26 protein-coding genes and 1 pseudogene are annotated in these 25,193 nt (G+C 72.3%); 19 read left to right on the plus strand and 8 right to left on the minus strand.

Going from position 1 to position 25,193, the window contains the following annotated elements; translation table 11 throughout:
* The first annotated feature begins 1 nt into the window (after nucleotide 1).
* The 4 genes from MF408_RS13735 (at nucleotide 2) to MF408_RS13750 (ending at nucleotide 3,728) form a co-directional block, all read left to right on the plus strand.
* Complete coding sequence (locus tag MF408_RS13735) at nucleotides 2-313, plus strand: hypothetical protein (RefSeq protein WP_240248170.1); 312 nt, start codon at nucleotides 2-4, stop codon at nucleotides 311-313.
* On the plus strand, nucleotides 313-1,143 hold the full coding sequence (locus MF408_RS13740; protein WP_240248171.1) for an enoyl-CoA hydratase-related protein: 831 nt from the start codon (nucleotides 313-315) through the stop codon (nucleotides 1,141-1,143). The genes MF408_RS13735 and MF408_RS13740 overlap by 1 nt, the downstream gene beginning before the upstream one ends.
* Nucleotides 1,143-2,291, plus strand: a complete 1,149-nt coding sequence (locus MF408_RS13745) for an acetyl-CoA C-acyltransferase (protein WP_240248172.1) — start codon at nucleotides 1,143-1,145, stop codon at nucleotides 2,289-2,291. Before MF408_RS13740 ends, MF408_RS13745 begins: the two co-directional genes overlap by 1 nt.
* 180 nt (nucleotides 2,292-2,471) lie before the next feature.
* A complete protein-coding gene (locus MF408_RS13750) occupies nucleotides 2,472-3,728 on the plus strand; it encodes an MFS transporter (protein ID WP_275693476.1) in 1,257 nt (418 codons plus the stop codon).
* Nucleotides 3,729-3,767: 39 nt separating this feature from the next.
* Here the strand turns inward: MF408_RS13750 and MF408_RS13755 are convergent, their stop codons facing one another.
* Nucleotides 3,768-3,965, minus strand: a complete 198-nt coding sequence (locus MF408_RS13755) for a hypothetical protein (RefSeq protein WP_240248174.1) — start codon at nucleotides 3,963-3,965, stop codon at nucleotides 3,768-3,770.
* Between the two features lie 281 nt (nucleotides 3,966-4,246).
* Here MF408_RS13755 and MF408_RS13760 point away from each other — a divergent pair, with 281 nt between their 5' ends.
* The 7 genes from MF408_RS13760 to MF408_RS13790 all read left to right on the plus strand — a co-directional run bounded on the left by MF408_RS13760 (nucleotide 4,247) and on the right by MF408_RS13790 (nucleotide 10,811).
* Entirely contained in the window at nucleotides 4,247-5,080 is an 834-nt protein-coding gene (locus MF408_RS13760; RefSeq protein WP_240248175.1) for a cytochrome P450, read from the plus strand.
* A gap of 4 nt (nucleotides 5,081-5,084) precedes the next feature.
* Nucleotides 5,085-6,653, plus strand: coding sequence for an AMP-binding protein (locus tag MF408_RS13765; RefSeq protein WP_240248176.1), 1,569 nt, complete (start codon nucleotides 5,085-5,087; stop codon nucleotides 6,651-6,653).
* Nucleotides 6,654-6,983: 330 nt separating this feature from the next.
* Nucleotides 6,984-8,093 (plus strand): acyclic terpene utilization AtuA family protein, encoded by a 1,110-nt coding sequence (locus tag MF408_RS13770; RefSeq protein WP_240248177.1) that lies wholly within the window; start codon nucleotides 6,984-6,986, stop codon nucleotides 8,091-8,093.
* Complete coding sequence (locus MF408_RS13775) at nucleotides 8,080-8,385, plus strand: DUF4387 family protein (protein WP_240248178.1); 306 nt, start codon at nucleotides 8,080-8,082, stop codon at nucleotides 8,383-8,385. The genes MF408_RS13770 and MF408_RS13775 overlap by 14 nt, the downstream gene beginning before the upstream one ends.
* Before the next feature lie 14 nt (nucleotides 8,386-8,399).
* On the plus strand, nucleotides 8,400-9,404 hold the full coding sequence (locus MF408_RS13780; RefSeq protein WP_240248179.1) for an LLM class flavin-dependent oxidoreductase: 1,005 nt from the start codon (nucleotides 8,400-8,402) through the stop codon (nucleotides 9,402-9,404).
* Between the two features lie 660 nt (nucleotides 9,405-10,064).
* Complete coding sequence (locus tag MF408_RS13785; RefSeq protein ID WP_240248180.1) at nucleotides 10,065-10,211, plus strand: hypothetical protein; 147 nt, start codon at nucleotides 10,065-10,067, stop codon at nucleotides 10,209-10,211.
* 36 nt (nucleotides 10,212-10,247) lie between these two features.
* Nucleotides 10,248-10,811, plus strand: coding sequence for a carboxymuconolactone decarboxylase family protein (locus MF408_RS13790; RefSeq protein WP_240248181.1), 564 nt, complete (start codon nucleotides 10,248-10,250; stop codon nucleotides 10,809-10,811).
* A 93-nt stretch (nucleotides 10,812-10,904) separates the two neighbouring features.
* Here MF408_RS13790 and MF408_RS13795 read toward each other — a convergent pair whose 3' ends face one another.
* From MF408_RS13795 to MF408_RS13805, 3 genes are all read right to left on the minus strand, one after another.
* Entirely contained in the window at nucleotides 10,905-11,669 is a 765-nt protein-coding gene (locus MF408_RS13795; RefSeq protein ID WP_240248182.1) for an SDR family oxidoreductase, read from the minus strand.
* A 34-nt stretch (nucleotides 11,670-11,703) separates the two neighbouring features.
* The gene (locus MF408_RS13800; protein ID WP_275693477.1) at nucleotides 11,704-13,644 is read right to left on the minus strand and encodes an FAD-dependent oxidoreductase; all 1,941 of its coding nucleotides are present in this window, start codon (nucleotides 13,642-13,644) and stop codon (nucleotides 11,704-11,706) included.
* A 94-nt stretch (nucleotides 13,645-13,738) separates the two neighbouring features.
* Entirely contained in the window at nucleotides 13,739-14,146 is a 408-nt protein-coding gene (locus MF408_RS13805; RefSeq protein WP_240248184.1) for a hypothetical protein, read from the minus strand.
* Between the two features lie 100 nt (nucleotides 14,147-14,246).
* Between MF408_RS13805 and MF408_RS13810 the strand changes: the two genes are divergently transcribed.
* Nucleotides 14,247-14,762: an amidohydrolase family protein gene (locus MF408_RS13810; protein ID WP_240248185.1), complete on the plus strand. Its 516-nt coding sequence runs from the start codon at nucleotides 14,247-14,249 to the stop codon at nucleotides 14,760-14,762.
* Here the strand turns inward: MF408_RS13810 and MF408_RS13815 are convergent.
* From MF408_RS13815 to MF408_RS25505, 4 genes are all read right to left on the minus strand, one after another.
* Nucleotides 14,672-15,127: a MaoC family dehydratase gene (locus tag MF408_RS13815; protein ID WP_240248186.1), complete on the minus strand. Its 456-nt coding sequence runs from the start codon at nucleotides 15,125-15,127 to the stop codon at nucleotides 14,672-14,674. The two genes, MF408_RS13810 and MF408_RS13815, sit on opposite strands and share 91 nt — an antisense overlap.
* A 90-nt stretch (nucleotides 15,128-15,217) precedes the next feature.
* Complete coding sequence (locus tag MF408_RS13820) at nucleotides 15,218-16,111, minus strand: CoA ester lyase (RefSeq protein ID WP_240248187.1); 894 nt, start codon at nucleotides 16,109-16,111, stop codon at nucleotides 15,218-15,220.
* Nucleotides 16,112-16,144: 33 nt separating this feature from the next.
* Nucleotides 16,145-17,311: an acyl-CoA dehydrogenase family protein gene (locus MF408_RS13825; RefSeq protein WP_240248188.1), complete on the minus strand. Its 1,167-nt coding sequence runs from the start codon at nucleotides 17,309-17,311 to the stop codon at nucleotides 16,145-16,147.
* 38 nt (nucleotides 17,312-17,349) lie between these two features.
* The gene (locus MF408_RS25505) at nucleotides 17,350-17,880 is read right to left on the minus strand and encodes a hypothetical protein (protein WP_275693169.1); all 531 of its coding nucleotides are present in this window, start codon (nucleotides 17,878-17,880) and stop codon (nucleotides 17,350-17,352) included.
* Nucleotides 17,881-17,893: 13 nt separating this feature from the next.
* Here MF408_RS25505 and MF408_RS25510 point away from each other — a divergent pair.
* The 7 genes and pseudogenes from MF408_RS25510 to MF408_RS13860 all read left to right on the plus strand — a co-directional run.
* A pseudogene (locus tag MF408_RS25510) lies at nucleotides 17,894-18,436 on the plus strand (LLM class flavin-dependent oxidoreductase); the annotation flags it as partial.
* Nucleotides 18,433-19,284, plus strand: coding sequence for an SMP-30/gluconolactonase/LRE family protein (locus MF408_RS13835; protein WP_240248189.1), 852 nt, complete (start codon nucleotides 18,433-18,435; stop codon nucleotides 19,282-19,284). The pseudogene MF408_RS25510 and the gene MF408_RS13835, both read left to right, overlap by 4 nt.
* A gap of 45 nt (nucleotides 19,285-19,329) precedes the next feature.
* On the plus strand, nucleotides 19,330-20,508 hold the full coding sequence (locus MF408_RS13840) for a thiolase family protein (RefSeq protein WP_240248190.1): 1,179 nt from the start codon (nucleotides 19,330-19,332) through the stop codon (nucleotides 20,506-20,508).
* 222 nt (nucleotides 20,509-20,730) lie between these two features.
* Nucleotides 20,731-21,759, plus strand: coding sequence for an extracellular solute-binding protein (locus MF408_RS13845; RefSeq protein WP_240248191.1), 1,029 nt, complete (start codon nucleotides 20,731-20,733; stop codon nucleotides 21,757-21,759).
* Nucleotides 21,760-21,761: 2 nt separating this feature from the next.
* Nucleotides 21,762-22,910 carry an ABC transporter ATP-binding protein gene (locus MF408_RS13850; RefSeq protein ID WP_240248192.1) on the plus strand — a complete coding sequence of 383 codons (1,149 nt, stop codon included), beginning with the start codon at nucleotides 21,762-21,764 and terminating at the stop codon, nucleotides 22,908-22,910.
* Nucleotides 22,900-24,630 (plus strand): iron ABC transporter permease, encoded by a 1,731-nt coding sequence (locus MF408_RS13855; protein ID WP_240248193.1) that lies wholly within the window; start codon nucleotides 22,900-22,902, stop codon nucleotides 24,628-24,630. Before MF408_RS13850 ends, MF408_RS13855 begins: the two co-directional genes overlap by 11 nt.
* Complete coding sequence (locus MF408_RS13860; RefSeq protein ID WP_240248194.1) at nucleotides 24,630-25,178, plus strand: nuclear transport factor 2 family protein; 549 nt, start codon at nucleotides 24,630-24,632, stop codon at nucleotides 25,176-25,178. The genes MF408_RS13855 and MF408_RS13860 overlap by 1 nt, the downstream gene beginning before the upstream one ends.
* Nucleotides 25,179-25,193: the final 15 nt, after the last annotated feature.

Genomic DNA, 25,193 nt, shown 5'->3' on the forward strand with positions numbered 1-25,193 from the left:
GATGCGCGTCGCCGACCTCGCCCACGGCCGCTCCGGCGACAAGGGCGACACCTGCAACGTCGGGCTGGTCGCCTGGGACGACGAGGGCTACCGCACCCTCTGCCGCGAGCTGACCGAGGAGCGGGTCGCCGCCCACTTCGGCTCTCTGGTGAAGGGCAGCGTCACCCGTCACGAGATGCCCGGGATCCGAGCGCTCAACTTCGTGCTCACCGGCGCCCTCGACGGTGGCGGCACCCTGTCCCTTCGCTCCGACCACCTCGGCAAGGTGATGTACGCCTGGTTGCTCCGGATGGAGATAGCGGGGGACCGGTGATGGGGCCGGCGGTCCTGCGCACCCAGCGTGGCACGCTCGCGGTGCTGACCCTCAACCGGGCCGCGGACCGCAACCCGCTCAACGCCGAGCTGACCTCCGCGCTGCTCGCAGCGCTGCGCGAGGCGTTCGCCGACGACACGGTGCGCTCGGTGGCGATCGCCGCTGACGGCCCGGCCTTCTCCGCCGGTGGCGACCTCCGACAGATGAAGGAGCTCGCGGCCATGCCGGCGGAGGACGCGTGGGCGTGGCCGGCGGGGATCGTCGAGCTGCACCACCTCGCGCTCGAGGCGCCCAAGCCGTTGATCGCCCTCGTCGACGGGCCGGCGTACGCCGGTGGCATGGGCCTGGCCGGTGCTTGCGACGTCGTGCTGGCCGGGCCGCGGGCGAGCTTCGCGATGCCCGAGGTGCGGCTCGGTCTGTTCCCGATGATCATCGTCGCCCACCTGGTGCGGGCGCTCCCGCGCAAGCTGCTGCTCGACCTGATGCTCACCGGCCGGGCGATCGACGGCGCCGAGGCCGAGCGCGCCGGCCTCGTCTCGCGGCTCTGCGCAGACGGGGACGCCCTGTGGGCGACCGCCGACGAGTACGCGGCGATGTTCGAGCAGACCAGCCCGATGGCGCTCCGCCTCGGTCGTCGAGCGTTCGGGCTGCTCGCCGATCTGCCGGCACCGCAGGCGCTCGACGCCGCGCAGTTCCTCAACCTCGCGTTCTTCCACGGCACCGACCTGGCCGAGGGCGCTGCCGCGTTCCTCGACCGCAGGCCGGCGCCGTGGGTTCCCACCGACCACCCGCCGCGGCCGGACCGGAGCGGCACGAGCACAGGAGAGTGATGATGGAGGCATACGTCGTCGGAGCCGTCCGGTCGGCCGTCGGTAAGCGAGGCGGCGGACTGTCGGCGGTCCACCCGGCAGACCTCGGCGCCGCCGTCCTCCGCGAGCTGGTGGCCCGCACCGGTGTCGACCCCGAGGCGCTGGACGACGTGCTCTGGGGGTGCGTCGGCCAGATCGGGCCGCAGGCCTCGAACGTCGGCCGCACCACGGTGCTCTCGGCCGGGCTGCCCGAGTCGCTGCCCGGCACCACGATCGACCGGCAGTGCGGGTCCTCCCAACAGGCGCTCCACTTCGCCGCCCAGGCGGTGATGTCCGGCACCCAGGACCTGGTCGTGGCCGGCGGCGTGGAGGTGATGAGCCAGGTGCCGATCGCGTCGCCGACGACGATCGCGCTCCAGCACGACATGGCCCACCCGCGCTCCGGCGACGGCTTCCGCGAGCGGTACGGCGACCAGGAGATCTCGCAGTTCCGCGGCGCGGAGCTGATCGCCGAGAAGTGGGGGTTGGACCGCGAGGCGATGGAGGGCTACGCGCTGGAGAGCCACGCCCGAGCGCTGGCCTCCGCGGCGGCGGGTGACTTCGACGACGAGATCGTCGCCGTCGCCGGGGTGGCGACGGACGAGGGACCGCGCGCGGACACCACCGCGGAGAAGCTCGCCGGACTGTCGGCGCTGCGTGAGGGCGGCCGGCTGACCCCGGCGCTCGCCAGCCAGGTCTCCGACGGTGCGGCGGCGCTGCTGGTGGCCTCGGGCGCGGCCGTCGAGCGGCACGGGCTGACGCCGCTGGCCCGGGTGCACACCATGGTCGTCAGCGGGTCCGACCCGGTGCTCATGCTGACCGGGCCGATCCCTGCGACCGAGCGGCTGGTCGAGCGCTCGGGCGTCGCGCTCGACGAGATCGGCTCGTTCGAGGTCAACGAGGCGTTCGCGAGCGTCCCGATGGCGTGGCTGGCCGAGACCGGCGCCGACCCGGCCCGCACCAACCCGCAGGGCGGCGCGATCGCCCTCGGTCACCCGCTCGGGGGGACCGGTGCCCGGCTCGCCACGACGCTGCTGCACCGGATGCGCCGGGAGCAGCAGCGCTACGGGCTGCAGACGATGTGCGAAGGCGGAGGCATGGCCAACGCCACCCTCTTCGAGCTGGTGTGACGACAGGCCGGAGCCCGAGGCGTACGCCGACGGGTGCCGCCGGTCTCGTCGTCTGCCTCGCCTACGCGGCCGCCACCGGCGGGGTCGTCGCGGGGCTCGGCAACCCGTTGATCCACGAGGTGTCGGTCGCCCGGCAGGTGCCGGTCGTCGACGCCCAGTGGGTCATCATCGCGCCCCCTGCTGGTCGGTGCGGTCGGCACGCCGGTGGTCTCCCGTCTCGCCGACGGCCGCGCTGCCCGGGCGGTGCTCGTGGGGACCCTGCTGCTGATCGCCGTCGGCGGCGCTGTCGCGCTGGTGCCGTCGCTGCCCGCGCTGATCGCGGCGCGCGCCGTCCAGGGCTTCGGCTACTCCCTGGTCCCGCTCACGGTCGCCCTTGCCCGGACGCACCTGAAGGGGGCGACCCTGGCGCGCACCATGGCGGTGCTGTCGGTCAGCGTCTCCCTCGGCGCCGGGTTGGGAAACCCGGCAATCGGCCTGCTGGTCGACGTGGGCGGCTACCGGCTGCCGTTCCTGCTGGTGACGCTGGTGGGCGCGTCGGCCGCCTGGTGGGTGGCGCGGCGGGTCCCGCCGACGCCGGACTGCGGCCACCGGGTCGTGCTCGACGTCCCCGGCGCGCTGGTGCTCGCCGCCGGGCTGTCCGCCTTGCTGCTGGTGGTGGCGCGCGGGGAGCTCTGGGGCTGGACGACCTCGCGGGTCGCGGTGCTGGTGGTGGCCGGCATCGGGCTGCTCGTCGGCTGGGTGGTGCTGGAGCTGCGCACGGCGTCGCCGCTGGTCGACCTGCGGCTGTTGACGAGCCGCAGCCTGCTCGGCGTCAACGCGGCGGCGGCGCTGAGCGGGATCGGGATGTTCGCCGGCGCCAGCACCGTCATGCTCCAGGCGCAGACCCCGCCGCCGGACGGGCTCGGGTACTCGGTCTTCGTCGCTGGGCTGCTGATGCTGCCGATGGCGCTGACCAGCCTGGTCACCCCTGCGGCCGGGCTGTGGCTGGCCCGCCGGACCGGTCACCGCTACGTCCTCGCCGGCGGGCTCCTCCTCGTCGCGACCGCCTTCGGCCACTTCGCCCTCCGGCACGGGAGCGCCGCCGAGATCCTGGTGTCGATGGTGGTGATGGGTGCCGGCATCGGCCTCTCCTACTCGGTGATGCCGGCCGTCGTCGTCGCGCACACCCCCCTTGCCCGGACGGGGAGCGCGATGGGGAGTGAACCAGGTGGTGCGGCTGGCCGGCGGCAGCGCGGGCGGCGCCGTCGTGGCGTCGATCCTGGCCGCGCACACCCCGCCGGGGGCCCTCGACGCGCAGGACGCGGGTTTCGTCGCGGCGGCAGCGTTCGCAGCGGGGGGAGCGCTGCTGGCCGCGGTGGTGTGCCTGGTGGTGCTGCCGGCCGACCGACCCGGCCGCACCCGGCTCGTGACCACCGACGGCTCCGCTGTGACCGTTGACACCCATGTGCCGCCCCCCTAGATTGCGGATAACCATGATCAAGATATGCACCGAAGCGCGATCGAGGCGGGGGTGACCATGACCAGCTCCACGCTGTCCAGGACCGACGACCAGGAGATCGGCGACTTCTTCGCGGCGGACCCCGCCACGATCGCCTGGCCGTACCCGATGTACGAGCGGTGGCGCCAGGGCGCCGGCGTCGTGCGGTGGGAAGGCGGGCCGGCGACGGTGGTCACCCGCTACGCCGACGTCAAGGACGTCATGAGCGGCCGCTACCCGATCCTCCAGAACGCCTACCGCTTCGGCGAGCTCGCTGAGGGCACGATCTCCCGGCTGCCCCTCGCGCAGCACGACACCTTCTTCAAGGTCCTCGACTTCGAGAGCCTGTTCATGAGCCGGAAGGAGGGGGGAGGACCACGCCCGGCTGCGCCGGATCGCCGCACGCGCCTTCACCGCACGCCGGATCACGCAGCTGCGGGAGTCGGTCGAGCGGCACGTCGACGCCCTGGTCGCCGACATGCTCCGCCAGCCCACCCCGGACATCAAGCGCGACCTGGCCAACAAGCTGCCGGTGCGGGTGATCGTCGACATGCTCGGCGTGCCCCAGTCGGACCGCGACCTGATCTGGGAGTGGTCGGAGGCGGTCGGGCGCCTGTTCTCGCTCGACGAGCGGTCGCTGCGGGAGGCCGACGAGGCCATCGACGCGTTCCGCGAGTACGTCGGCCGCACCGTGCACCGGTTCCGGGAGACCGGCGAGGCCCCCGACCTCGCCAAGGCGATGCTCGAGCAGCGCGACAACGAGGCCCTGACCGAGGACGAGCTCGTCGCGATGTACCTGCTCATCCTCTTCGGCGGCAGCGAGACCACCACGAACCTCCTCGGCAACGGCTTCCTCGCGCTGCAGCGGCACCGCGACCAGTGGGACCTGCTGCGCGAGCACCCGGACCTGGTGCCGGGTGCGATCGACGAGCTGATCCGGTACGACTCCCCGCACCACTACCTGCCCCGGGTGGCCGACGGCGACTTCGAGATCAACGGGGTGCCGGTCCGCAAGGGCCAGACCGTGATCGTGGTGATGGGCGCCGCCAACCGGGACGAGTCGGTGTTCCCCGACCCGGACCGGCTCGACGTCACCCGCCCGAACCGCAAGGAGCACCTGTCCTTCGCGTTCGGCGCGCACTACTGCCTCGGCGCGGCTCTCGCCCGGCTCGAGGGTGACGTCGTCTTCTCCACCCTGCTGCGCAGGTTCCCGGACGCGCGGCTGCTCGACGACCAGCCGGTGTACGCCGGGAGCGCCATGCTGCGCGCGATCCAGTCGCTGCCGACGGACCTCGGCCCTGACCGGGGCTGACGCCGTGCGGGACTACCGGCTCTCCGACCAGCTCCGCGGCCTCGACCCGGCCGAGCGGGAGCGGCCCGCCGTCGTCCACACCTCCCGCACCCTCTCCTACGGCGAGGTCGACGAACGCGCCGACCGCTTCGCCCGTGGTCTGCGTGCGGCAGGCGTCGCCGAGGGCGACCGCGTGGGCGTCCTGATGCCCAACCTCCCGGAGTTCCTCGAGGTACTGCTCGGGACCGCGCGGGCGGGGGCCGTCCTCGTCCCCCTCAACTGGCGGCTGGCGGCGTCCGAGCTCGCCGCCGTGGTCGCCGACGCGGGGATCAGCGTCTTCGTCGTCGACCCGTCGACGTCGGGACTCCACGACGCGCTGGCGGCGGCCGGCGAGCCGCGGCTGGTGCTCACCCGCGGGCCCGGCTACGAGGCCTGGCTGGCCGCTGCGCCCGGCGGCGAGGGACCGGCGCTGCTCCCCGAGGACCCCCGCCGCGTCGTGCTGCAGGTCTACACCTCGGGGACCAGCGGCCTTCCGAAGGGCGTCCTGATCACCGACGGCAACCTCCGGGCCAAGGTGCCGGCAGTCACGCCGTGGTGGGGCGTGACCGAGCGCAGCCGGGCGATGCTCGCCACGCCGCTCTTCCACGTCGGCGGGCTCAGCTGGCTGCTCGTCGCCCTCCACGCCGGTGCCACGACGGTGATCGCCACCGACACCACCGCCGACACCGTCTTCGACCACCTCGCCGAGGACCGGATCTCCCACACCTTCCTGGTGCCGGCCATGATCCAGCGGTTGTGCGACGCCGCGGCCGCCGGCCTCGAGCTGCCGGACCTGGAGGCGATCCTCTACGGCGCGTCCCCGATCAGCCCCGCGACACAGCAGGCGGCGTACGACCTGTTCGGTCCGGTGCTGCACCAGCTCTACGGCCTCTCGGAGACGACGGGGGCGTTCACCGAGATGCCGGCCCAGCGCGACCTGGGGCCGACCTCGCCGCGGTGGCGCTCGGCCGGTCGCCCCTACCCCTGGGTGGAGGTCGAGGTGCGTGACCCGCAGACCGGGCGTCGCTGCTCGCCCGGTGAGTTCGGCGAGGTGTGGACCCGGTCGCAGCAGAACACGATCGGCTACCACGGGCGTGCCGCGGAGACCGCCGACCTGCTGACCCCGGACGGCTGGCTGCGCACGGGCGACGGCGGGCACCTCGACGAGGAGGGCTACCTCTTCCTCACCGACCGGATCAAGGACCTGATCATCTCCGGCGGCGAGAACATCTACCCCGCCGAGGTGGAGCAGGTGCTGCGCGGGCACCGCGCAGTCGCGGACGTCGCCGTGGTCGGCGTGCCGGACGACCGCTGGGGCGAGAGCGTCGGTGCTGCGGTGGTGCTGCGGCGCGACGCCTCCGCCACCGCCGACGAGCTCATCTCGTGGGCGGGCGGGCGGCTGGCCGGCTACAAGCGGCCGCGCTGGGTGCTCGTCCTCGACGACCTGCCGCGCAACGCCACCGGCAAGGTCCTGCGCCGCAGCCTCCGCGACCGCTTCGCCAGCACCGCCGAGTCCCGCCCACCTTCACTGACCACCGCTCAGGAGACCCGATGAGCAGGCCCGTCCGGATCCTCGGATTCGTCAACCACATCGCCCCGTCCGCCGACATCGACGCCGCGATCGACCGCGCCTTCTCGTGGGGCGTCGACGCGATCGTCGCGCAGGGGACCGGGAGCGACTGGGGCCCCTACTTCCTCGGCTCGGGCGAGCAGCCCTCGGCCAACCAGGCCGCGAACGTCGAGCCGTACGTGCGGGCCGCGCTCCGCCACGGGGTGCCGTTCGTCTTCTCCTTCGGCATCGCTGGCGGCAACGTGCACCTCGAGACCTGCCTGCGCAGCTTTCGACCTCCTGTGCGAGCGCAACGGCTGGTCGCCGAAGGTGGGGGTGATCCGCTCCGAGCTCTCCAAGGACACGCTCGGTGCCGCCGTCGTGGGCGGGGAGCCGGTCGTGCCCGTCAGCGCCGACGCGGGCCTCGCGAATCCGCTCACCGTCGCCGACGTGGAGCAGGCCGACCGCGTCGTCGCGCTGATCGGCCCCGAGCCGGTGATGGCCGCGCTGGAGCAGGGGGTCGACGGCGTGATCACCGGCCGGGCCCTCGACATCGGCCTGTTCATGGCGCTGCCGATGCTGCGCGGCGTGCCCGCGGCCGTCGCCGCGCACGCGGGCAAGCTGCTCGAGTGCGGGGGTCTCGCACTGGACCCCGGCGACTCGGGCCGCTGCATCTGGGCCAGCGTCGACGAGACCGGCTTCACCGTCCGGTCGCCGCACGACGGCGCCCGCGCGACGGTGCGGAGCCTCGTCTCGCACACGTTCTACGAGCGGTCCCACCCGACCTGGGAGGACAACCCCGGCGGGGCGCTCGACCTGTCCGCGGCGACGTACGTCGAGCGCACCGCCGACGACGGTGTGGTCGAGGTCCGCTGCGAGGGGGCGGCCTGGCACGAGGCGCCGTACACACTGCTGCTCGAGGGCGCCCGCCGCGAGGGCTACCGCGCGGTGTCGCTGCTCGGGGTCCGCGAACCGGCCCTGCTGGAGCAGGCCCGGGCCTGGACCGACTCCGCCGAGGCGGCCGTCGCCGCCGCGCCCCGGTTCGCCGACGCGATCGCCGAGGGCCGGCTGCGGGTGCACAGCCGGATCTTCGGCCTGGACGCGGTGCTCGGCGACCTGGAGCCGCACCGCTCCGTGACCGGGCACGAGGCCGGCGTCCTGGTCGACGTGGTCGCCGACTCCGAGGAGCTCGCCAAGGAGGCCGCCTACTACGCCTTCATCCGGCTCTTCATCGGCCCCTACCCGGGCCGGAAGACGACCGCGGGCAACGCAGCCGCGCCGCTGATGCCGGTGGTGGTGCCGGTCGCCGACGTCTACTCCTTCAGCATCTACCACCTCCTCCCGCTCGAGGACCCGGTGGCGCTGTTCCCGACGACGGTCACGTCGTTCCCGCGCGGCGCGAGCCGCACCCCCGCCGAGGAGGAGTCCGCCCATGCGACTGTATGACGCCGCCGCGATCATCCGGAGCAAGAACGCCGGCCCGTTCACGGTCACCGTCGACCTGTTCTTCGACCCGGAGCGGTACGAGGTCGCCAAGGCCTCGACCCTGCTGACGCCCGCCGGCGTCGCCGCCGCCTACGGCGTCGACGAGAGCCGGGTCAAGGGCGTGTGGTGGGACGACCGGATCCACGCCGCGAAGGTGTCGGTGGCCCGCTGGTCCTCGAGCACCGACCCGTACTGCGCCGACCTCTTCGGCGCACACCTGCACGGTCCGCTCGCGGCCGCCGAGCTGGTCTGAGCCAAGGAGGAATCGTGAAGTTCGGGATCCTGCTGACGTCGGTCCACGACGCCACCACCGACCCTCGGGTGCAGCGCGCCGAGCACGAGGAGCTGGTCCGCACCTCCGAGGAGCTCGGCTTCGACCTGATGGTCTGCGGCCAGCACTTCCTCGGCTCCGAGCTGCGCTACTTCCAGCCCGTGCCGTGGCTCACCCACATGGGCGGCGTGGCGCCGACGATGCGCACCGCCACCGGCATCGTGCTGCTCTCGATGGTCAACCCCGTCGAGATAGCCGAGCAGATGGCCACCCTCGACGTGCTGACCGACGGCCGCGCGATCTTCGGGGTGGGCCTCGGCTACAGCCCGCACGAGTTCGCGGCGTTCGGCGTCGAGAAGGGCACCAAGGTCGCGCGGTTCGAGGAGTCGCTCGCGCTCGTCCGCCGGCTGTGGAGCGGCGAGACGGTCGACTTCGAGGGCGAGTTCTTCTCGGTCTCCGGCGCCCGGCCGTCGGTGCGACCGCTGCAGGAGGGCGGCATCCCGGTCTGGATCGGCGGCCAGGCGGCCGGCGCGGTCCGCCGGGCGGCGCGGCTCGGCGACGCCTGGTACACCCCGCCCTTCCCGACCCACAGCGAGCTCAAGGACCTGCGCAACCTGTTCCTCCAGACCCGCGCCGAGGCCGGCCTGCCGCTCGACGGCGACTTCCCGGTGCGCCGCGAGCTGCTCATCGCGCCGGACCGCGAGGCCGGCATGGCCGCCGCGCTCGACCGCTACCGGGCCCGCTACGAGACCTACAAGAAGTGGGGCCTGTCGGGCGAGAACACCCCGATGGGCGACGGCTCCGAGCTGCGCGCCGACATCGAGAACCGGTTCATCCTCGGCTCGGCCGCCGAGTGCGTCGACCAGCTCGGCTCCCTCGGCGAGCAGATCGGGATGACCCACTTCGTCTACAAGCCGCACTGGCCGGGGCTGCCGCACCGCGAGGCGATGGCCCAGCTGGAGGAGTTCGGCACCAAGGTGCTCCCGGAGCTGGCGTCATGAGGCTCGAGCCGGGGCAGGTGGCGGTCGTCACGGGCGGCGCCAGCGGGATCGGGCGCGCGATGGTCGACGCGTTCGCCGCCCGCGGGCTGACCGTGGTGCTCGCCGATGTCGAGCAGGACCAGCTGGACCGCGCGGTGTCCGAGCTGCGCGCCTCCGGCGCCGACGCCGAGGGCGCCCGGGTCGACGTCCGCGACGCCGCCGCCGTGACGGCGCTCGCCGACCGCGTGCTGAGCGAGCACGGCCGGGTCGACGTGCTGTGCAACAACGCCGGCGTCATCGCACCCCGGCGGCCGCTGTGGGAGCACACGCCCGACGACTGGCGGTGGACGGTCGACGTCAACCTGCTCGGCGTGGCGCACGGGATCTCCGCCTTCGTGCCGGCGATGGTCGAGGCCAGGCGCGGCCACGTCGTCAACACCTCGAGCATGGCAGGCCTGTGCCCGCTCGAGGGCGGCGGCAACGGGGCCTACTCGGCCAGCAAGCACGCGGTGGTCGGCCTGTCGGAGACGCTGCGGGTCGACCTCGACCAGGTCGCCCCGGAGGTCGGCGTCACCGTGCTCTGCCCGGGGCCGGTGCCGAGCCGCATCCACGACTCCGCGCGCAACCGCCCCGCGGAGCTGGCCGACAGCGGTCCGAGCGCCCCCCGCCCGCACCACGTCGATGACCGTCCTCGCCCCGGTCGCGCCCGAGGTCGTGGGGGAGCAGGTGGTCGCGGCCGTCGAGAGCGGCCGGCGCTACCTGCTGACCGACCCGGCGATCGCCCCGCTGGCCCGGGCCCGGGTCGACGGCGTGCTCGCCGACCTCTGAGCCGCACCCACCCGTCGTACCCCCGAAGGAGCACCGATGTCGCGCATCCCCCCGGCGCCGCCGCAGGCCTACGTCCCGCTCTACGGAGAGGACGCACCGCTGCGCCAGCAGGTCTACGCGAACGCGCCGCACCTGGTGCCGGCGTTCCAGGCCTGGATGGCGGCGCTGCGGGAGTCCACCGACCTGCCGCACCGGCTGGTGGAGCTGCTCCGGCTCCGGGTCGCCTTCCACAACCAGTGCCGCAGCTGCATGGCGATCCGCTACAGCGGCGACGACGGCGAGCGGGTCGACGAGGACCTGGTGTGCTCACTCGAGAAGCCGATGGAGGCGCCGGACCTGACCGAGGCAGAGAGGGTGGCGCTGGCGTACGCCGACCGGTTCGCGACCGACCACCTGTCGGTCGACGACGGCCTCTTCGACCGGCTGCGCGCGCACTTCACGGACCGCGAGATCCTCGACCTCGGCTTCCAGATCGCCACCTTCGTCGGCTACGGCCGGCTCGCGGCGACCCTCGACATGGTCGACGACCTGCCCGAGGAGTACGGCGACGCGGGCGCCACCCTCGCGCCGTGGGAGCAGCGGCCGCACTACCTGCTGTAGTCCACCCGACGGCGCGACATCCCCCGGGACGCCACGGCCCGCCGGCCCCTCGGGAAGGGCGGGCGGGCCGATGGGACGCCGGGGCGTCCGGGGCTACTTGGCGGTGATCCCGCCGTCGACCGGGATCGTCACGCCGGTGACGTAGCTCGACATGTCGCTGGCGAGGAACAGCGCCACCTGGGCGATCTCCTCCGGCTGGGACGCCCGTCCGAGCGGGATGGTGGCGAAGAACGCCTGCTTGCGGCGCTCGATCTCCTCCGGGTCGTCGATCCGGAAGAAGCCGGGGAGACCGGGGGTCTCGACCGAGCCGGGCGCGATCGCGTTGACGCGGATCTTGTCCGCCGCGTGGGCCAGAGCCATCGACCGGACCAGCGCGATCACGCCGCCCTTGGTGAAGGAGTACATGGGGCTGTAGGGCGATCCGACCAGGCCGGAGGTGGAGCTGGTGAAGATCACCGAGGCGCCGTCGGCGGCCTTGAGCGCGTCGATCAGGTAGCCGCTGAGGAAGAAGCTGGCGCGACCGTTGACCTCGATGCCCAGGTCCCACTCCTCCTCGGTGAGGTCGAGGCCGGCGGCACCCGGGATCCCGACGTTGTTGTAGAGCACGTGCAGCCTGCCGTGCTCGGCGGTGACCCGGTCGGCGAGCGCCTTGAGCGCGCCGAGGTCGCGCACGTCGACGACCTCGGCCACCGCGCTGCCTCCCGCGGCCTGGATTCCGTCGACGGTCTCCTTCGCGGCCGCCTCGTTCACGTCGACGACGACGACATGGGCACCTTCGCGGGCGAACGCCTCGGCGCCCGCCCGGCCCATGCCGGATGCGCCGGCGGTGATCAGTGCGACTTTGTCCTTGAGGAGCATGAGTCCTGTCTTCCTGTGTCGTGGTGGTGGACGGTCAGGTCGGGTTCGGGGCCGTGACCAGCTGCTCGGCCAGCGCGTAGGCCTGGCGGGTGGCGAAGACCAGCCGACGGGGAGCGTAGGCGTCGCCGAGCACGTGCAGCTCCGGCACGTCAGCGCGGAGCTCGTCGTAGAGGGTCGTCTCCGGCACGCTGCCGCAGGCGAGCACGACCGAGTCGAACTCGCCGAGGGTGCGCACCTTCTGCGAGTACACGTGCCGTGTGGTCACCGTGTGCCCCTCGATGCCGACGACCTCCTCCATCAACACCATCCGGACGTCCTGGGCGTCCAGGCGGCCCAGGATGCCCCCGATGATGTAGCGGCCGAGCAGTGGCGCCGGCTGGTGCGTGGCGTAGCAGACGGTGACCTCGTGGCCGGCCTCCACGAGGAAGTCGGCGACCGAGAGCGGGGGCACGTGGTCGTCCTGCGCGACGACGAGCACCCGCCGGCCGGGCTGGGTCGTCCCCGCCAGGACGGCGCGGCTGTCGAGCACGTGCGGGGCGTCGACGCCGGGGATCGGTGGCCTCCGCGGCAGCGCGCCGGTGGCGATCGCGACGACGTCGGCGCCCGCGGAGCGGACGTCGTCGGCGGTCACCTCCACACCGGTGTGCACGTCGACGCCGAGGGCGCCCAGCCGCCGTACCTGCCAGTCGAGGTACGCCGCGTACCCCTCGTGCCTCGGCGCCTTGACGACCGAGCGGAGCTGGCCGCCGAGCTCGTCGGCGCGCTCCCGCAGCTCGACCCGGAACCCGGCCTCGGCGGTGAGCGCGGCCAGCTCCATGCCCGCCGGACCACCACCGACGACGAGCAGCCGTCGTCCCGGTCGCGGGTTGACCCAGACCGGGTCGACCTCGTGGCTGGTGCCGGGATTGACGGCGCAGCCGAAGGGGAGCCCCTCGACGTAGCGCCGGCTGATGCACTCGTTGCCGCCCACGCACGGGCGGATGTCGGCCTCGCGGCCCTCCCGAGCCTTGAGCAGGAGGTCCCCGTCGGCGATGTGGGCGCGCGCCATGCCCACGATGTCGGCCGCGCCGGAGGCGATGACGTCCTCGGCCACCTCGGGCGAGGTGATCCGTCCGGTGTGGACGAACAGGAGGGAGAGCCCCTCCTTGAACCGCTGGGCGAGCGGCGCGAACTGACCCGGCTCGAAGTACGTCGGCTGGATGTAGCTCGGGTTGCCCCAGGGCGAGCCGACGACGCCGTGCACGTAGTCGATCAGCCCGGTCGACTCGAAGTACTGGGCGAGCTCGAGCCCGCCGTCGACGTCGTAGCCCTCCGGCATCTCCTCGCGGATGTTGAGCCGGATCCCGACGGTCATCGACGTGCCGACCACCTCGCGGATCGCCTGCAGGCACTCGACCGAGAACCGGCACCGGTTCTCGAGGGAGCCGCCGTAGCGGTCGTCGCGGTGGTTGGTGTAGGAGGAGAGGAACCACTCGTGCAGGTCGTCGTGGTTGAGGTGGAGCTCGACGCCGTCGGCGCGACCCGCCATGGAGAGCCGGGCGGACTCGGCGTACTCCCTGACGAACGCGGCGATGTCGTCGGTGTCCATCACGTGTGGCACCAGGTTGATGACCGGTGCGCTCAGCGTCGCCGACGGTCCGTGCGGCATGCCGCCCTGGTGCACCATCTGCACCGTGACGCACGTGTCCCGCTGGTGCATCGCGTCGGAGAAGGCCTGGACCCGCTCGACGAAGTGGGGCAGCCGGAAGAACCCGGTGGTCGCCGCGCCGACACCGGTGGGCTCGAAGCCCGGGATGAAGCGGTTGGCGAGGTGGGTCGACAGGCTCCCCACCCAGGCGACACCGGCGTCCGCCCGTTGCTCGAAGTAGGCGATGTTGCGGCGGGCCTCGTCCTCGGTGCCGTAGATGTTGCCGATCGCCGAGGCGTGCGGCGGGAGCATCACCCGGGTCCGCAGGTCCATCGTCCCGACCCGGATCGGGGGAGAACAGGTGTCGGTACCGCTCGCCGGTCGCCGTCGCTGTGCTCACGCAGCCACTCCAAACATGCGTATGATTATTACTAACAAGACGTTAGCCGGTGACGGCCGTCACGGCAAGGGTGCACGAACCCGCCGTACGCCGCCCGCGCGGACCAGGGAGGCCGCCGTGCAGGAGGAGCCCGCGGTGCTCGACGCTCACGTCCACCTCTGGACGCTGGCCCGCCGACCGCAGCCGTGGATCGACCCGGTGGCGATGGCAGTGATCCACCGCGACCACGAGTGGGCGGAGCTGGAGTCGGAGCTGGACCGCGCGCGGGTGGGGCGGGCCGTCCTCGTGCAGGTCGTCAACGAGCCGGGAGAGACGGACGACTTCCTCCGGCTGGCGGCGGCGACACCGCGCCTCGCCGGGGTCGTCGGCTGGGCCGATCTCCTCGACCCGGGCGTCGGCGCGGCACTCGACCGGCTCGCCGACGCCGGCCCGCTGGTCGGCGTGCGGCACCAGGCGCAGGCCGAGGCCGACCCCGGCGGCTGGTTGGCCGCGTTCAGCGCCGGCCCTGCGCCGAGGGAGCTGGCCGAGCGGGACCTCGCGGTGCGACCTGATGCTGCGGCCGGCGCAGCTCGCAGCCTGCGCCGCGGTGGTCGCCCGGCACCCGGACGTGGCCTGGGTGCTCGACCACGCCGGCAAGCCGCCGGTCGCCGCGGGGTGGGGCTCCACGGAGGCGCAGGAGTGGGCGCGCCTGATCGCCGCGCTCGGACGGCTGCCGCGGCTGACGATCAAGCTGTCGGGACTGACCACCATGGCCGACCTCGAGCGGTGGACCACGACGGACCTGGAGCCTTGGGTCGACCACCTGCTCGAGGTCGCCGGCCCCGACCGGCTCGCCTTCGGCTCGGACTGGCCCGTCAGCCGACGCGCGAGCGAGTACGGCCGCACTGTCGGTGCCGTGGGGGAGCTGCTCGGCCGGCTGTCGCCGGCCGAGCAGGCGCTGGTCCTGGGTGGGGACGGCCGAGCGCGTCTACCGGCTCACTCCGTCGGGCGCTTGAGCATCAGGCCCGCGCGGTGCGCGATGTGGACCACCTCGTCGCGCTGGTTGAGGCCGATGTGCTCGAAGTAGACGATGCCGGAGTCCGTGCGGCTCTTGGACTCGCGCTTGTCGAGGATCGTGCTCTCCGCGCGGAGCGTGTCGCCGTGGAAGACCGGCTTCGGGAAGTCGAACTTGGTGTAGCCGAGGTTGCCGAGGGTGGTCCCGAGGGTCAGGTCGGGGACGATCATGCCGCCGATGACACCGGCGGTCCACAGGCTCGGCACCAGCCGCTGGCCGTGGATCGTGCCCTCCATGTAGTGCTGGTCGAGGTGGATCGGCGCGGGGTTCATCGTGATGCCGCAGTAGAGGATCGTGTCGGTCTCGGTGACCGTCCGGCTCCACTCGTGCTTGTAGTGCTTGCCGATCTCGAAGTCCTCGAAGTACAGGCCGGCCATGGTGGCGCTCCTTGCTGGGTAGGTCGATCCGGGGTGTGGGGGCTGGTGTCGCGCTGGGTGTGCTGGGTCGCCTCGCAGCTGCGCGGCGGGTCAGATGCCGCCGTTGAGGCCGGCGAGGTCGTCGACGCGCGCGAGCCACTCCTCGGCCTTGTCGGCGTGGGCCTTATCGACATGGATGTCGCCGTACATGACGGCGCCGTCGCCGCGCTTCTCGGCCTCACGGTAGGCCTCGAGCAGACCGCGGTAGAAGTCGATGTCCTCGCTGTCGGGGGTGTAGACCCGGTTGACGACCGGAACGTGCGTGGGGTGCAGCACCACCTGGCCGCGGAAGCCCATCCTGCGGCCGCGGACGGAGAACTCGCGCAGGCCGTCGAGGTCGCGGATCCGCTCCCACAGGGCGGTGAGCGGGTGCGCGCCGGCCGCCTTCGTCGCCAGCATGATCTTCGTCCGGTGCACCATCGACTCCAGGCCCTCCGGGGTCCACTCGAAGCCGACCGCCTTGGCGATGTCGGCGTGCTCGGCGGTCGGGCCGATCATGGCGCCGACCCGGGGGGACGCGGCGGCGATCTCCTCGCAGTTCTGGATCCCGTGGATCGTCTCCACGGGGATGATGTACTGCAGCCCGCTCACGCCGGCCTTCTGCTCGAAGAAGTCCAGCATGGTGTCGTAGCGGAGGACGTCGACGGCGCTGTTGACCTTCGGCGCGAAGATGCCGGTCACGCCGGGGGCGACCGACGCCTCGAGGTCGGCGCCGAAGTGCGGGCTGCCGAGCGGGTTGACGCGGATGAAGATGCCCATCGCGGGGTGCGACCTCGCCATCCGCTCGACGCCGGCCGCGACCTCCTCGCGGGCCGCCGGCTTGAGGTCCTCGGGCACCGAGTCCTCCAGGTCGAGGCACACCGCGTCCGCGCCGGCGTCGGCGGCCTTGTCGAGCCAGCTCGCCTTGTGGGCGGGGACGAACAGCACGGTGCGGTAGGGCTTCACGACGGCTCCTGGGGTGAGGGGTTTGCGGACGGGTCAGTACGAGCGGGGCAGGCCGAGGACGTGCTCGCTCAGGTAGTTCAGCACCATCTCCTGGCTGATGGGGGAGAGCCGCTTGAGCCTCGCCTCGCGGAAGTAGCGCTCGACGTGGAACTCCTTGCCGTAACCGAACCCCCCGTGGGTCTGCAGGGCGCGGTCGGCGGCGAAGAAAGAGGCGTCGGCCGCCAGGAACTTGCCCATGTTGGCCTCCTTGCCGCACTCGTAGCCGTTGTCGAGCAGCCACGCGGCCTTGTCGACCATCAGCTCGGCGGCGTCGAGCCGCATCATCGCCTCGGCGATCGGGTGCGCGATCGCCTGGTTCTGCCCGATCGGGCGGCCGAACACGTGCCGCTCCTTGGCGTACTCCGTCGCGCGGCGGACGGCGGCCCGGCCGATCCCGAGAGCCGCCTTGGAGGCGAGGATCCGCTCGGCGTTGAGGCCGGAGAGGATCGCCCTGAAGCCCTTGCCGACCTCGCCGACGACGTCCTCGTCGGCCACGAACAGGTCGTCGATGAACACCTCGTTGGTGTTGACCGAGTTGCGGCCGAGCTTGGGGATCTCGCGGACCTCCACGTGGTCGGGGTCCAGCTCGGCGAACAACAGCGTCATGCCGTCGGTGCGCTTCGCGCAGTCCTCGCGCTTCGCGGTGCGGCACAGCAGCAGCATCCGCTCCGCCTGCTGGGCCTTCGTGATCCACACCTTCTTGCCGCTGACGCGGAACCCGCCGTCGACCTTACGTGCGAACGTCGAGATGCCGGTGGTGTCGGTGCCGGCGTCGGGCTCGGTGACCGCGAACGAGATGTGCAGGTCGCCGTTGGGCACCCGGGGCAGGAAGCGCCGCTTCAGGTCCTCCGACCCGTGCCGGATGATCGGGTCGAAGCCGAAGATGCCGATGTGGACGGCGCTGCAGGCGTTCATGCCGCCGCCGGAGGCGGCGATCTCGTGCTCCACGATCGCGGCCTCGGTCACGCCCAGGCCACCGCCGCCGTACTCCTCGGGGATCGTGATGCCCAGCCAGCCCGCCTTCGCGACCGCGTTGTAGAACTCCCACGGGAACTCGTGGTCGCGGTCGTGCTCCATCCAGTACTGGTCGCCGAACGGCTCCATCATCTCGCGGACGGCCGCTCGGATGTCCTCGTGCAGCGGGTTGGGCGTCAGGTCCACGGCGTCCTCGATGCATTGGTGAGTAGGGCCCGTTGATGCTAATAATATGCATTGATTCGGGTCAAGCGTCGTCGGGAGGTCTGCTCATGGTCAGCGTCGGACTCCTGCTGAGCGACGTCCCCGTGGCCACCGTCTCGCCGGCGGAGCAGTTCGGCGACCTGCTCGCGGTGGTCGAGGCCGGCCAGGCGGCCGGGTTCGACCACTTCACGATCGGCCAGCACTTCCTGTACGGCGACCTCCGCTGGTTGCAGCCGGTGCCGCTGATGGCGCGGCTCGCGGCCGAGGTGGAGCCGCACGTCCGCCTCGTCACCAACATCGTGATCGCGCCGCTCTACCACCCGGTGCTGCTCGCCGAGGAGATCGCGACCCTCGACGTGGTGACCGAGGGCCGTCTGGTGTTCGGCGCCGGGCTCGGCTACCGGCGGGAGGAGTTCGACCACCTCGACGTGCCGTTCAAGCAGCGCGCGAGCCGGTTCGACGAGTCGCTGGAGCTGCTGAAGAAGCTGTGGACCCAGGACTCGGTCACCCACCACGGCCGGCACTGGCAGCTCGAGGACGTGCGGCCGCACCTCCGGCCCGTCCAGAACCCCCCACCCGCCGATCTGGATCGGCGCCCAGGCGCTGGCCGGCGTCCGTCGCTGCGGCCGCTTCGGCGACGCCTACGCGACCCCGCCCGAGGCGACCCGCGCCGACCTCGCGGAGCGGTTCGCCGTCGTGAGGGACGGTTTCGCCGAACGCGGCAAGCCCTTCGGGCCGCAGCCGCTGCGTCGCAACGTGACGATCGCCGACTCCCGCGAGGCGGCGGTCGCCGAGTACGCGCGGGTGGCCCAGGGCAAGTACCTGACCTACGCCCAGAAGGGCTTCGACGTCATGAGCGGCGACGCGCTCGCCCGCGACTTCGCAGCGACCGTCGCCGACCACGCCGTGCTCGGCACGCCGGAGCAGGTCACCGCCGAGCTGCTCGACTACGTGACCGGCTTCCCCGTCGACCCGCTGCTCGTGCGGATGGGCTGGCCGCCGATGAGCCGTGCGGAGACGATCGCCGCCATCGAGCGGTTCGGCCGCGAGGTGATGCCGGCCCTGCGGGAGGTCGAGCCGCGCACCGACCTGGCGGTACCCGCGTGAGCGGCGGCACCTCGGTGGCGCTGCCCGCAGCGGACCTCCTCGGCGAGGGGCCGTGGTGGGACGACGCGACGCAGGAGCTGGTCCGGGTGGACATCAAGGCTCGCGCGGTGCGGCGCTGGAACCCGGCCACCGGGGCCCGGTCGGAGGTGGTGCTGCCCGCGGAGGTCTCCATGGCGCTACCCCGCGTGCGCGGGGGCCTCGTCGTCGGGCAGGTCGACCGGGTCTGCCTGCTCGACCCCGACGGGGAGCTCCGCGAGCTCGCGACGGTCGAGGCCGACGACCCCGAGACCCGTCTCAACGACGCCACCTGCGATGACGACGGCCGGCTCTGGGTCGGCACCTACTCGCCGCGCTGGCGGCCCGACGCCGGCCTGCACGTCGTGGAGCCCGACGGCAACACCCGTCAGGTCCTCGGCGGACTGATCGCATCCAACGGCGTCGCCTGGCACGGCGACGTCCTCTACGCCGTCGACAGCGGCCGGGCCGTCGTCGCCCGGTTCCGCCGCGGCCCGGACGCCTCGCTCGAGCGGCAGCCGCCGCTGGTGCAGATGGACCCGGACACCGAGCTGCCCGACGGCATCGCGGTGGACGCCGACGGCGCCGTCTGGGTCGCCGTGCTGAAGGCGTCCGAGGTTCGCCGGTACCTGCCGGACGGCCGCCTCGACCGCACCGTGCCGATGCCCGTCACCAACCCGACGTCCCTCGCGTTCGGCGGCCCAGGGCTGCGCACCCTCTACGTCACCAGCTCCAGCTACTCGCTCCCGGAGGGCCACGACGAGCCGGCCGGGTCGGTGCTCGCCCTCGACCCCGGCGTCGCCGGGCGGCCGGTCCGACGGTTCGCCGGCTGACCGCCGACCCGCACCACCCCACCCCCCCAACCACGGAGGACACGCATGACCAACGACAGGATCGTGATCGTCGACGGCGCCAGGACGCCGGTCGGCAGCTTCGGCGGCGTCCTCAAGGACGTGCCGGCGCACGAGCTCGGCGCGACGGCGGTGCGGGCCGCGCTGGAGCGGGCGCAGGTCCCGGCGGCCGACGTGCAGGAGGTGGTGATGGGGTGCATCGGGCAGGTCGGCCCCGACGCCTACAACGCGCGCCGGGTCGCCGTCGCCGCGGGGCTGCCGACCAACGTGCCGGCGTACACCGTGAACCGGCTGTGCGGTTCGGGCCTGCAGGCTCTGTGGTCCGCCGCCATGGAGATGCGCTGGAACGATCTCGACGTCACCATCGCCGGCGGCGACGAGTCGATGACGCGGATGCCGTTCTACGACTTCGGTGCCCGCAACGGCTACCGGCTGGGCGACCGGGCCCTCGTGGACGGCACGGTGATGATGCTGACCGACCCGTTCCACGGCATCCACATGGGCGTGACCGCGGAGAACGTGGCGACCAAGTACGGCGTCTCCCGCGCAGAGCAGGACGAGTTCGCAGCCGAGTCGCAGCGCCGCGCCGCCACCCCCGAGGCCAAGCAGGCCTTCGCCGAGGAGATCGTCCCCGTCGAGGTCGGTGGGCGGAAGCCGTTCACCGTCACCGAGGACGAGCACCCGAAGCCGGGTACCACCGTCGACACCCTCGCCGGTCTGCGGCCGGCCTTCCAGCGCGACGGTTCGGTCACCGCCGGCAACGCGTCCGGCATCAACGACGGCGCCGCCGCGGTGGTGCTCGCCCGCGAGTCGGCCGCGGCGGAGCGCGGGCTCACCCCGCTGGTCGCGCTCGAGGCCGTCGCCACCGCGGCGATGGAGCCGGAGCTGATGGGCTACGCGCCCGTGCTGGCGCTGCAGTCGCTCTTCGAGCGCACCGGCACCACCGCCGCCGACATCGACACCTTCGAGCTCAACGAGGCGTTCGCCTCGCAGGCCGTGGCGGTGGTCCGAGACGCGGGCCTCGACCCCGCGAAGGTGAACCCGTACGGCGGCGCGATCGCACTCGGCCACCCCGTCGGCGCAACCGGGGCGATCCTCTCCCTGCGGGTCGCCCGCGACCTCGTCCGCCGCGACCTCGAGCTCGGCGTGGTGACGATGTGCATCGGCGGCGGCCAGGCGCTCGCCGCGCTGTTCCGACGGATCTGAGACAATCCGTCCACTTGGTGGACGATCGGCGCGATGGGGTGTTGCGCTTCCGTCGCCCTCGTTACATTCGGGCTAATCATGACAATGGTGAGCAGCAAATAGGCTGCGAGGCGGGTCGACGCTCTCGACCACCTCGGCACGACTCGCCCGGACACGGAAAGCGTGGGTTGCGTGACTATGCACCGGACCTCCAAGAGCTCCTCCCTTCGACGTCGGACGGGCGTGGTCGGCTCGCTCGTTCTCGCGGTCGCACTCGCGGCAGCCTGCGGCGGTGGCGACGACGACTCCTCCACCGTCGGCCAGAAGCCGGAAGAGGTCGAGGACCTGCCCGACTCGACCGTCCTGGAGGCGGCCCAGGAGGAGGGCAGCGTGGTCTGGTACACCTCGATCCCGGAGGCCGCTGTCGAGGAGGTGGCCGACGGGTTCGCCGCCGCCTACGACATCGAGGTGGAGGTCGTCCGGTTCCCCTCGACCACGCTCATGCAGCGCTACGCCTCCGAGCGCGACGCCGGCACGGTCCAGGGCGACGTCATCAACGTCGCGGAGACGGCGTTCTTCGAGGACGGCCTCGAGCAGGGCTGGTGGGCCGAGTTCGACGACAGCGAGATGCCCGCCCTCGGGAAATGGCCCACCGACCTCGTCACCGACGACCGCTACACGCTGGTCAACACCCAGCCGATCGGCGTCGCCTACAACACCGACCACCTGCAGGAGGGCGACGTCGACTCGTGGGAGGACCTGGGCAACCCGGACCTCGACGGAGAGCTCGTCCTGGTCAACCCCGAGAACACCCCGTTCTACCTGTCCTGGGCGATGCTCCTCCGGGAGGAGTACGGCGTCGAGCTCCTCTCGCAGATCGCCGACCTCTCCCCGTCGGTGACCGACAGCGCCGTCCCGGGCGCGCAGCAGCTCGCGGCGGGTGAGGACCACGTCATGGTTCCTGCCGTGCTGTCCGGGGTGGTCGAGGTGCAGGAGGCCGGCGCCCCGGTGGAGACGACGTTCCCGACGCCGACGGTCGGCGTGGAGCAGTACGCCGCCGCGAGCGCGGACGGTCCCAACCCGAACGCCGCGAAGCTCTTCGTGAACTACCTCCTCACCCGCACCGGCCAGGAGCAGCTCAACCGCGGCTACGCCGCATCTCCGCTCGAGGACATCCCCGATGCCCTGCCGCTGCCGGACGACTACCGCGCGACGGACGCCGAGGCGGTGCTCGCCGAGCGTGACTCCCTGCTCGCGGACCTCGGCCTGTGACGATGTCGACCCAGCTGCTGGACCAGGACGGCGCGCCCTTGACCGACGCCGAGCACGGCGTGCGGGTCGCTGGGCTGCGGATGGTGTTCCGCGACCAGAACCGCAACGAGGTGGTCGCGCTCCAGGACGTGGACCTGGAGGTGGCTGCCGGCGAGTTCTGCGTGCTCCTCGGGCCCAGTGGCTGCGGCAAGACCACCTTGCTGCGATGCATCGCAGGTCTGGAGACGCCGACGGACGGCTCGATCACGATCGAGGGCACCCCCGCCGTGGCGGAGGGGAGGGTGCTGCTCGAACCCCAGCGCCGACCGGTCGGCATGGTGTTCCAGAGCTATGCGCTGTGGCCGCACCTCACTGTCGCGCAGAACGTCGCCTACCCGCTCACGACGGGGCCGCGCCGTGAGCGACCCGCGAAGTCCGAGGTCAGAGAGCGCGTCGCCGCCGTGCTGGAGGCGATGCGGATCCCGCAGCTCGCCGACCGGAGGATCGGCCAGCTGTCCGGTGGCCAGCAGCAACGGGTGGCGCTGGCCCGCGCCGTCGCCGCCGGGAACCGGGTCGTGCTCTTCGACGAGCCCCTGTCGAACATCGACGCCAAGGTGCGCGAGGACCTCCGGGTCGAGCTCAAGACCATGCAGAAGGAGCTCGGCTTCACGGCCATCTACGTCACCCATGACCAGGTGGAGGCACTCGACCTGGCCGACAAGGTCGTGGTGCTGGACCACGGGCGGATCGTCCAGACCGGTACGCCCGGGGAGGTGTACTTCCGGCCATCGACCAGGCACGTCGCGGACTTCATCGGGACCAGCAACCTCATCGCCGGTGTCACGAGGGACGTCGACGACGACCGCGTCAGCGTCGACTCGGCGCTGGGGATGCTGGACGCGCCGGGCGACGGAGTGCCGGGCGAGCCCGCCGTGGTGGTCTCCCGCGCCCATGACTGGTGGATCGAGCCCACCGACGAGGCGCCCCGGCCCGGCTGGGAGGGGGTCCTGACCTCCCTCCGGCTGCTCGGCGCCTACACGGAGTACGTCGTCAGCGTCGGCGCGACCGAGCTGCGGATCTGGGACCGGCACCACCGCTGGGCCGAGGCCGGCATGCGGGTCCGCGTGGGCACCGACCTCGACGCCGCCTGGGTGGTGCGCGATGACGGTTGACCTCGAGCGCGCGGCACCGGCAGCACCGCCGGCCCCACCGCGCCGGGAGAGCAGGATCTGGCTGGTCGCCACCGCGGTCACCGCGGTCACCGTCCTCCTCATCGTGTACCCGCTCGGACGGACCGTGCTGGGCGTCTTCGGCATCGGCGCCGACAGCACCGTCGGGCGGATCGGCGAGGTGCTGACCTCGGGAGAGACCTGGCGGCTCGCCCTCAACACCGTCATCGCGGTGTCCGTCGGCAGCGTCGTCGCGCTGATGATCGGCGCGGTGTTCGCGTGGATCAACGAGCGGACGGACGCGCGCATGGGTTTCGCGGCGCGGATGCTCCCGCTGATGCCCATGTTCGTCCCGTCGATCGCCAGCGCGATCGGGTGGGTCTTCCTCGCCTCACCGAAGGCCGGCGTCCTCAACGGCTGGCTGCGCGACGTCGGCGGGTGGTTCGGCCTGGAGATGGTCGAGGGGCCGTTGAACATCTACTCGTGGCCCGGGCTCATCTTCGCCTACGTCCTCTTCCTGACCCCCTACGCCTACCTGACGATCTCCAGCGGTCTGCAGTCGCTCGACCCCGCGCTCGAGGAGGCCTCCCGGGACGCAGGCGCGGGGGCACTCGCGACGTTCAGGCGGATCACACTGCCCTCGCTCCGCCCGGCCCTCGGTGCCAGTGTGCTGGTCACGGTGACGATGGGCGTGGCGATCTTCTCGATCCCGCTGGTGATCGGCACGCCGGCGGACATCGACGTCCTTCCGGTGCGGATCGTCCACATGATGACCCACAGCTATCCCGGCGACATCGGGGGCGCTCTGGGCCTGTCGCTGCTGGTCGTGGCTGCGGTGGGCGGCTGCTGGCTGGTGCAGCGGCGGATGCTCGCCGCCAACGCCCACGCCACGATCACCGGCAGGTCGAGCGCCGAGGCGGCTGTGACGCTCGGGCGGTGGAAGTGGGTCGCCAGGTCCGCGATGCTGCTGTTCCTCCTGCTGACGTCGGTGCTCCCGCTGGCCGGCCTCGTCCTCGTCTCGCTCCAAGGGTTCTGGTCCGCCGAGGTGCGGTGGGGGCACCTGACGTTCGACAACTACCGTTATCTCGTCGACAACGAGCTGGTGTGGGCGGGGCTGCGGAACAGCCTCGTGCTGGCGGTCGTGTGCGCCAGCGTGGCGATGGCCGTGGGCGTCCTCGTCACGCTCGTCCTCGCCCGGCGTCGGGGACGGGTCGCGAGCACCGTCGACGCGATCGTCAAGGTGCCGTCGACCCTGACCCACATCGTCGTCGCGCTGTCGTTCATCGTCGCCTTCGCGGGACCGCCGTTCGACCTGGCCGGGACCTACCTCCTGCTGGCGATGGCCTACGTCGTCCTCTACGTCCCCCAGGCGACGTTCTACGCGACGGCGGCCTACCACCAGGTCGGTCCCCAGCTGTCCGAGGCATCGGCCGTCTCCGGCGCCGGCGACGGGACCACCGTGCGACGGATCCTGCTGCCCTTGATGGCGCCCGGCCTGATCGCCGGTTGGTCGCTCGTCTTCGTGCTGATGACGGGCGACATCACTGCCTCGTCCATGCTGGCCGGGACCCACACGCCGGTCGTCGGCTTCGTGATCCTCGACATGTGGACCGCAGCGGGCTACCCCAAGCTGGCCGCTCTCGGTGTGCTGATGACGCTCGTCTCGAGCGCAGTCGTCCTCCTCGTGATGACGTTGCGCGACAAGCTCCTGGTGGTGAGGTGATGACCGGGTCGACACGCCCGCTCACGGTCGAGGACCGGCTGCTCCTGCAGGAGCTGATCGCCCGCTACTCGCTGGCGCGGGACGACCGTGACATCGACTCGCTCCTGGACCTGTTCGCTCCGGACGCCGAGTTCGAGCGGGCCGGACGAGTCGTCCGCGGTCGCGAGGAGATCCGTGAGTTCTTCCTCGCCTCGATGCGTCGCTACGACCTGACGAACCACGTCACCCACACCCAGGTGCTGGACCCGCTCCCGCTCGCGCCCGGGGAGCCGGTCACGGTGGCGGGCACCGTCACGGGGCACGCCGAGCTGGTGCTCGACGGGTCCCTTCACGTCGCCGCCTACCGCTACTACGACGTCTACACGCCGTCCGACAGGAGGTGGCTGCTGCGCCGTCGGTCGCTCAACTTCATGTACGCGATGCCGGTGGGGGAGCTGTCCTCCGGCTTCGCCACCACCGAGCGAGTGCGGTGGGCCGGGCAGGAGCCGCAGACCGCGGACATCCCCGAGACCCTGCCCACGTGGCGCGTCCCCGCCGCCACGTCCTGAGAGAGAAGGAGACAA

The sequence above is a fragment of the Nocardioides sp. TF02-7 genome, assembly GCF_022437945.1.
GTDB lineage: Bacteria > Actinomycetota > Actinomycetes > Propionibacteriales > Nocardioidaceae > Nocardioides.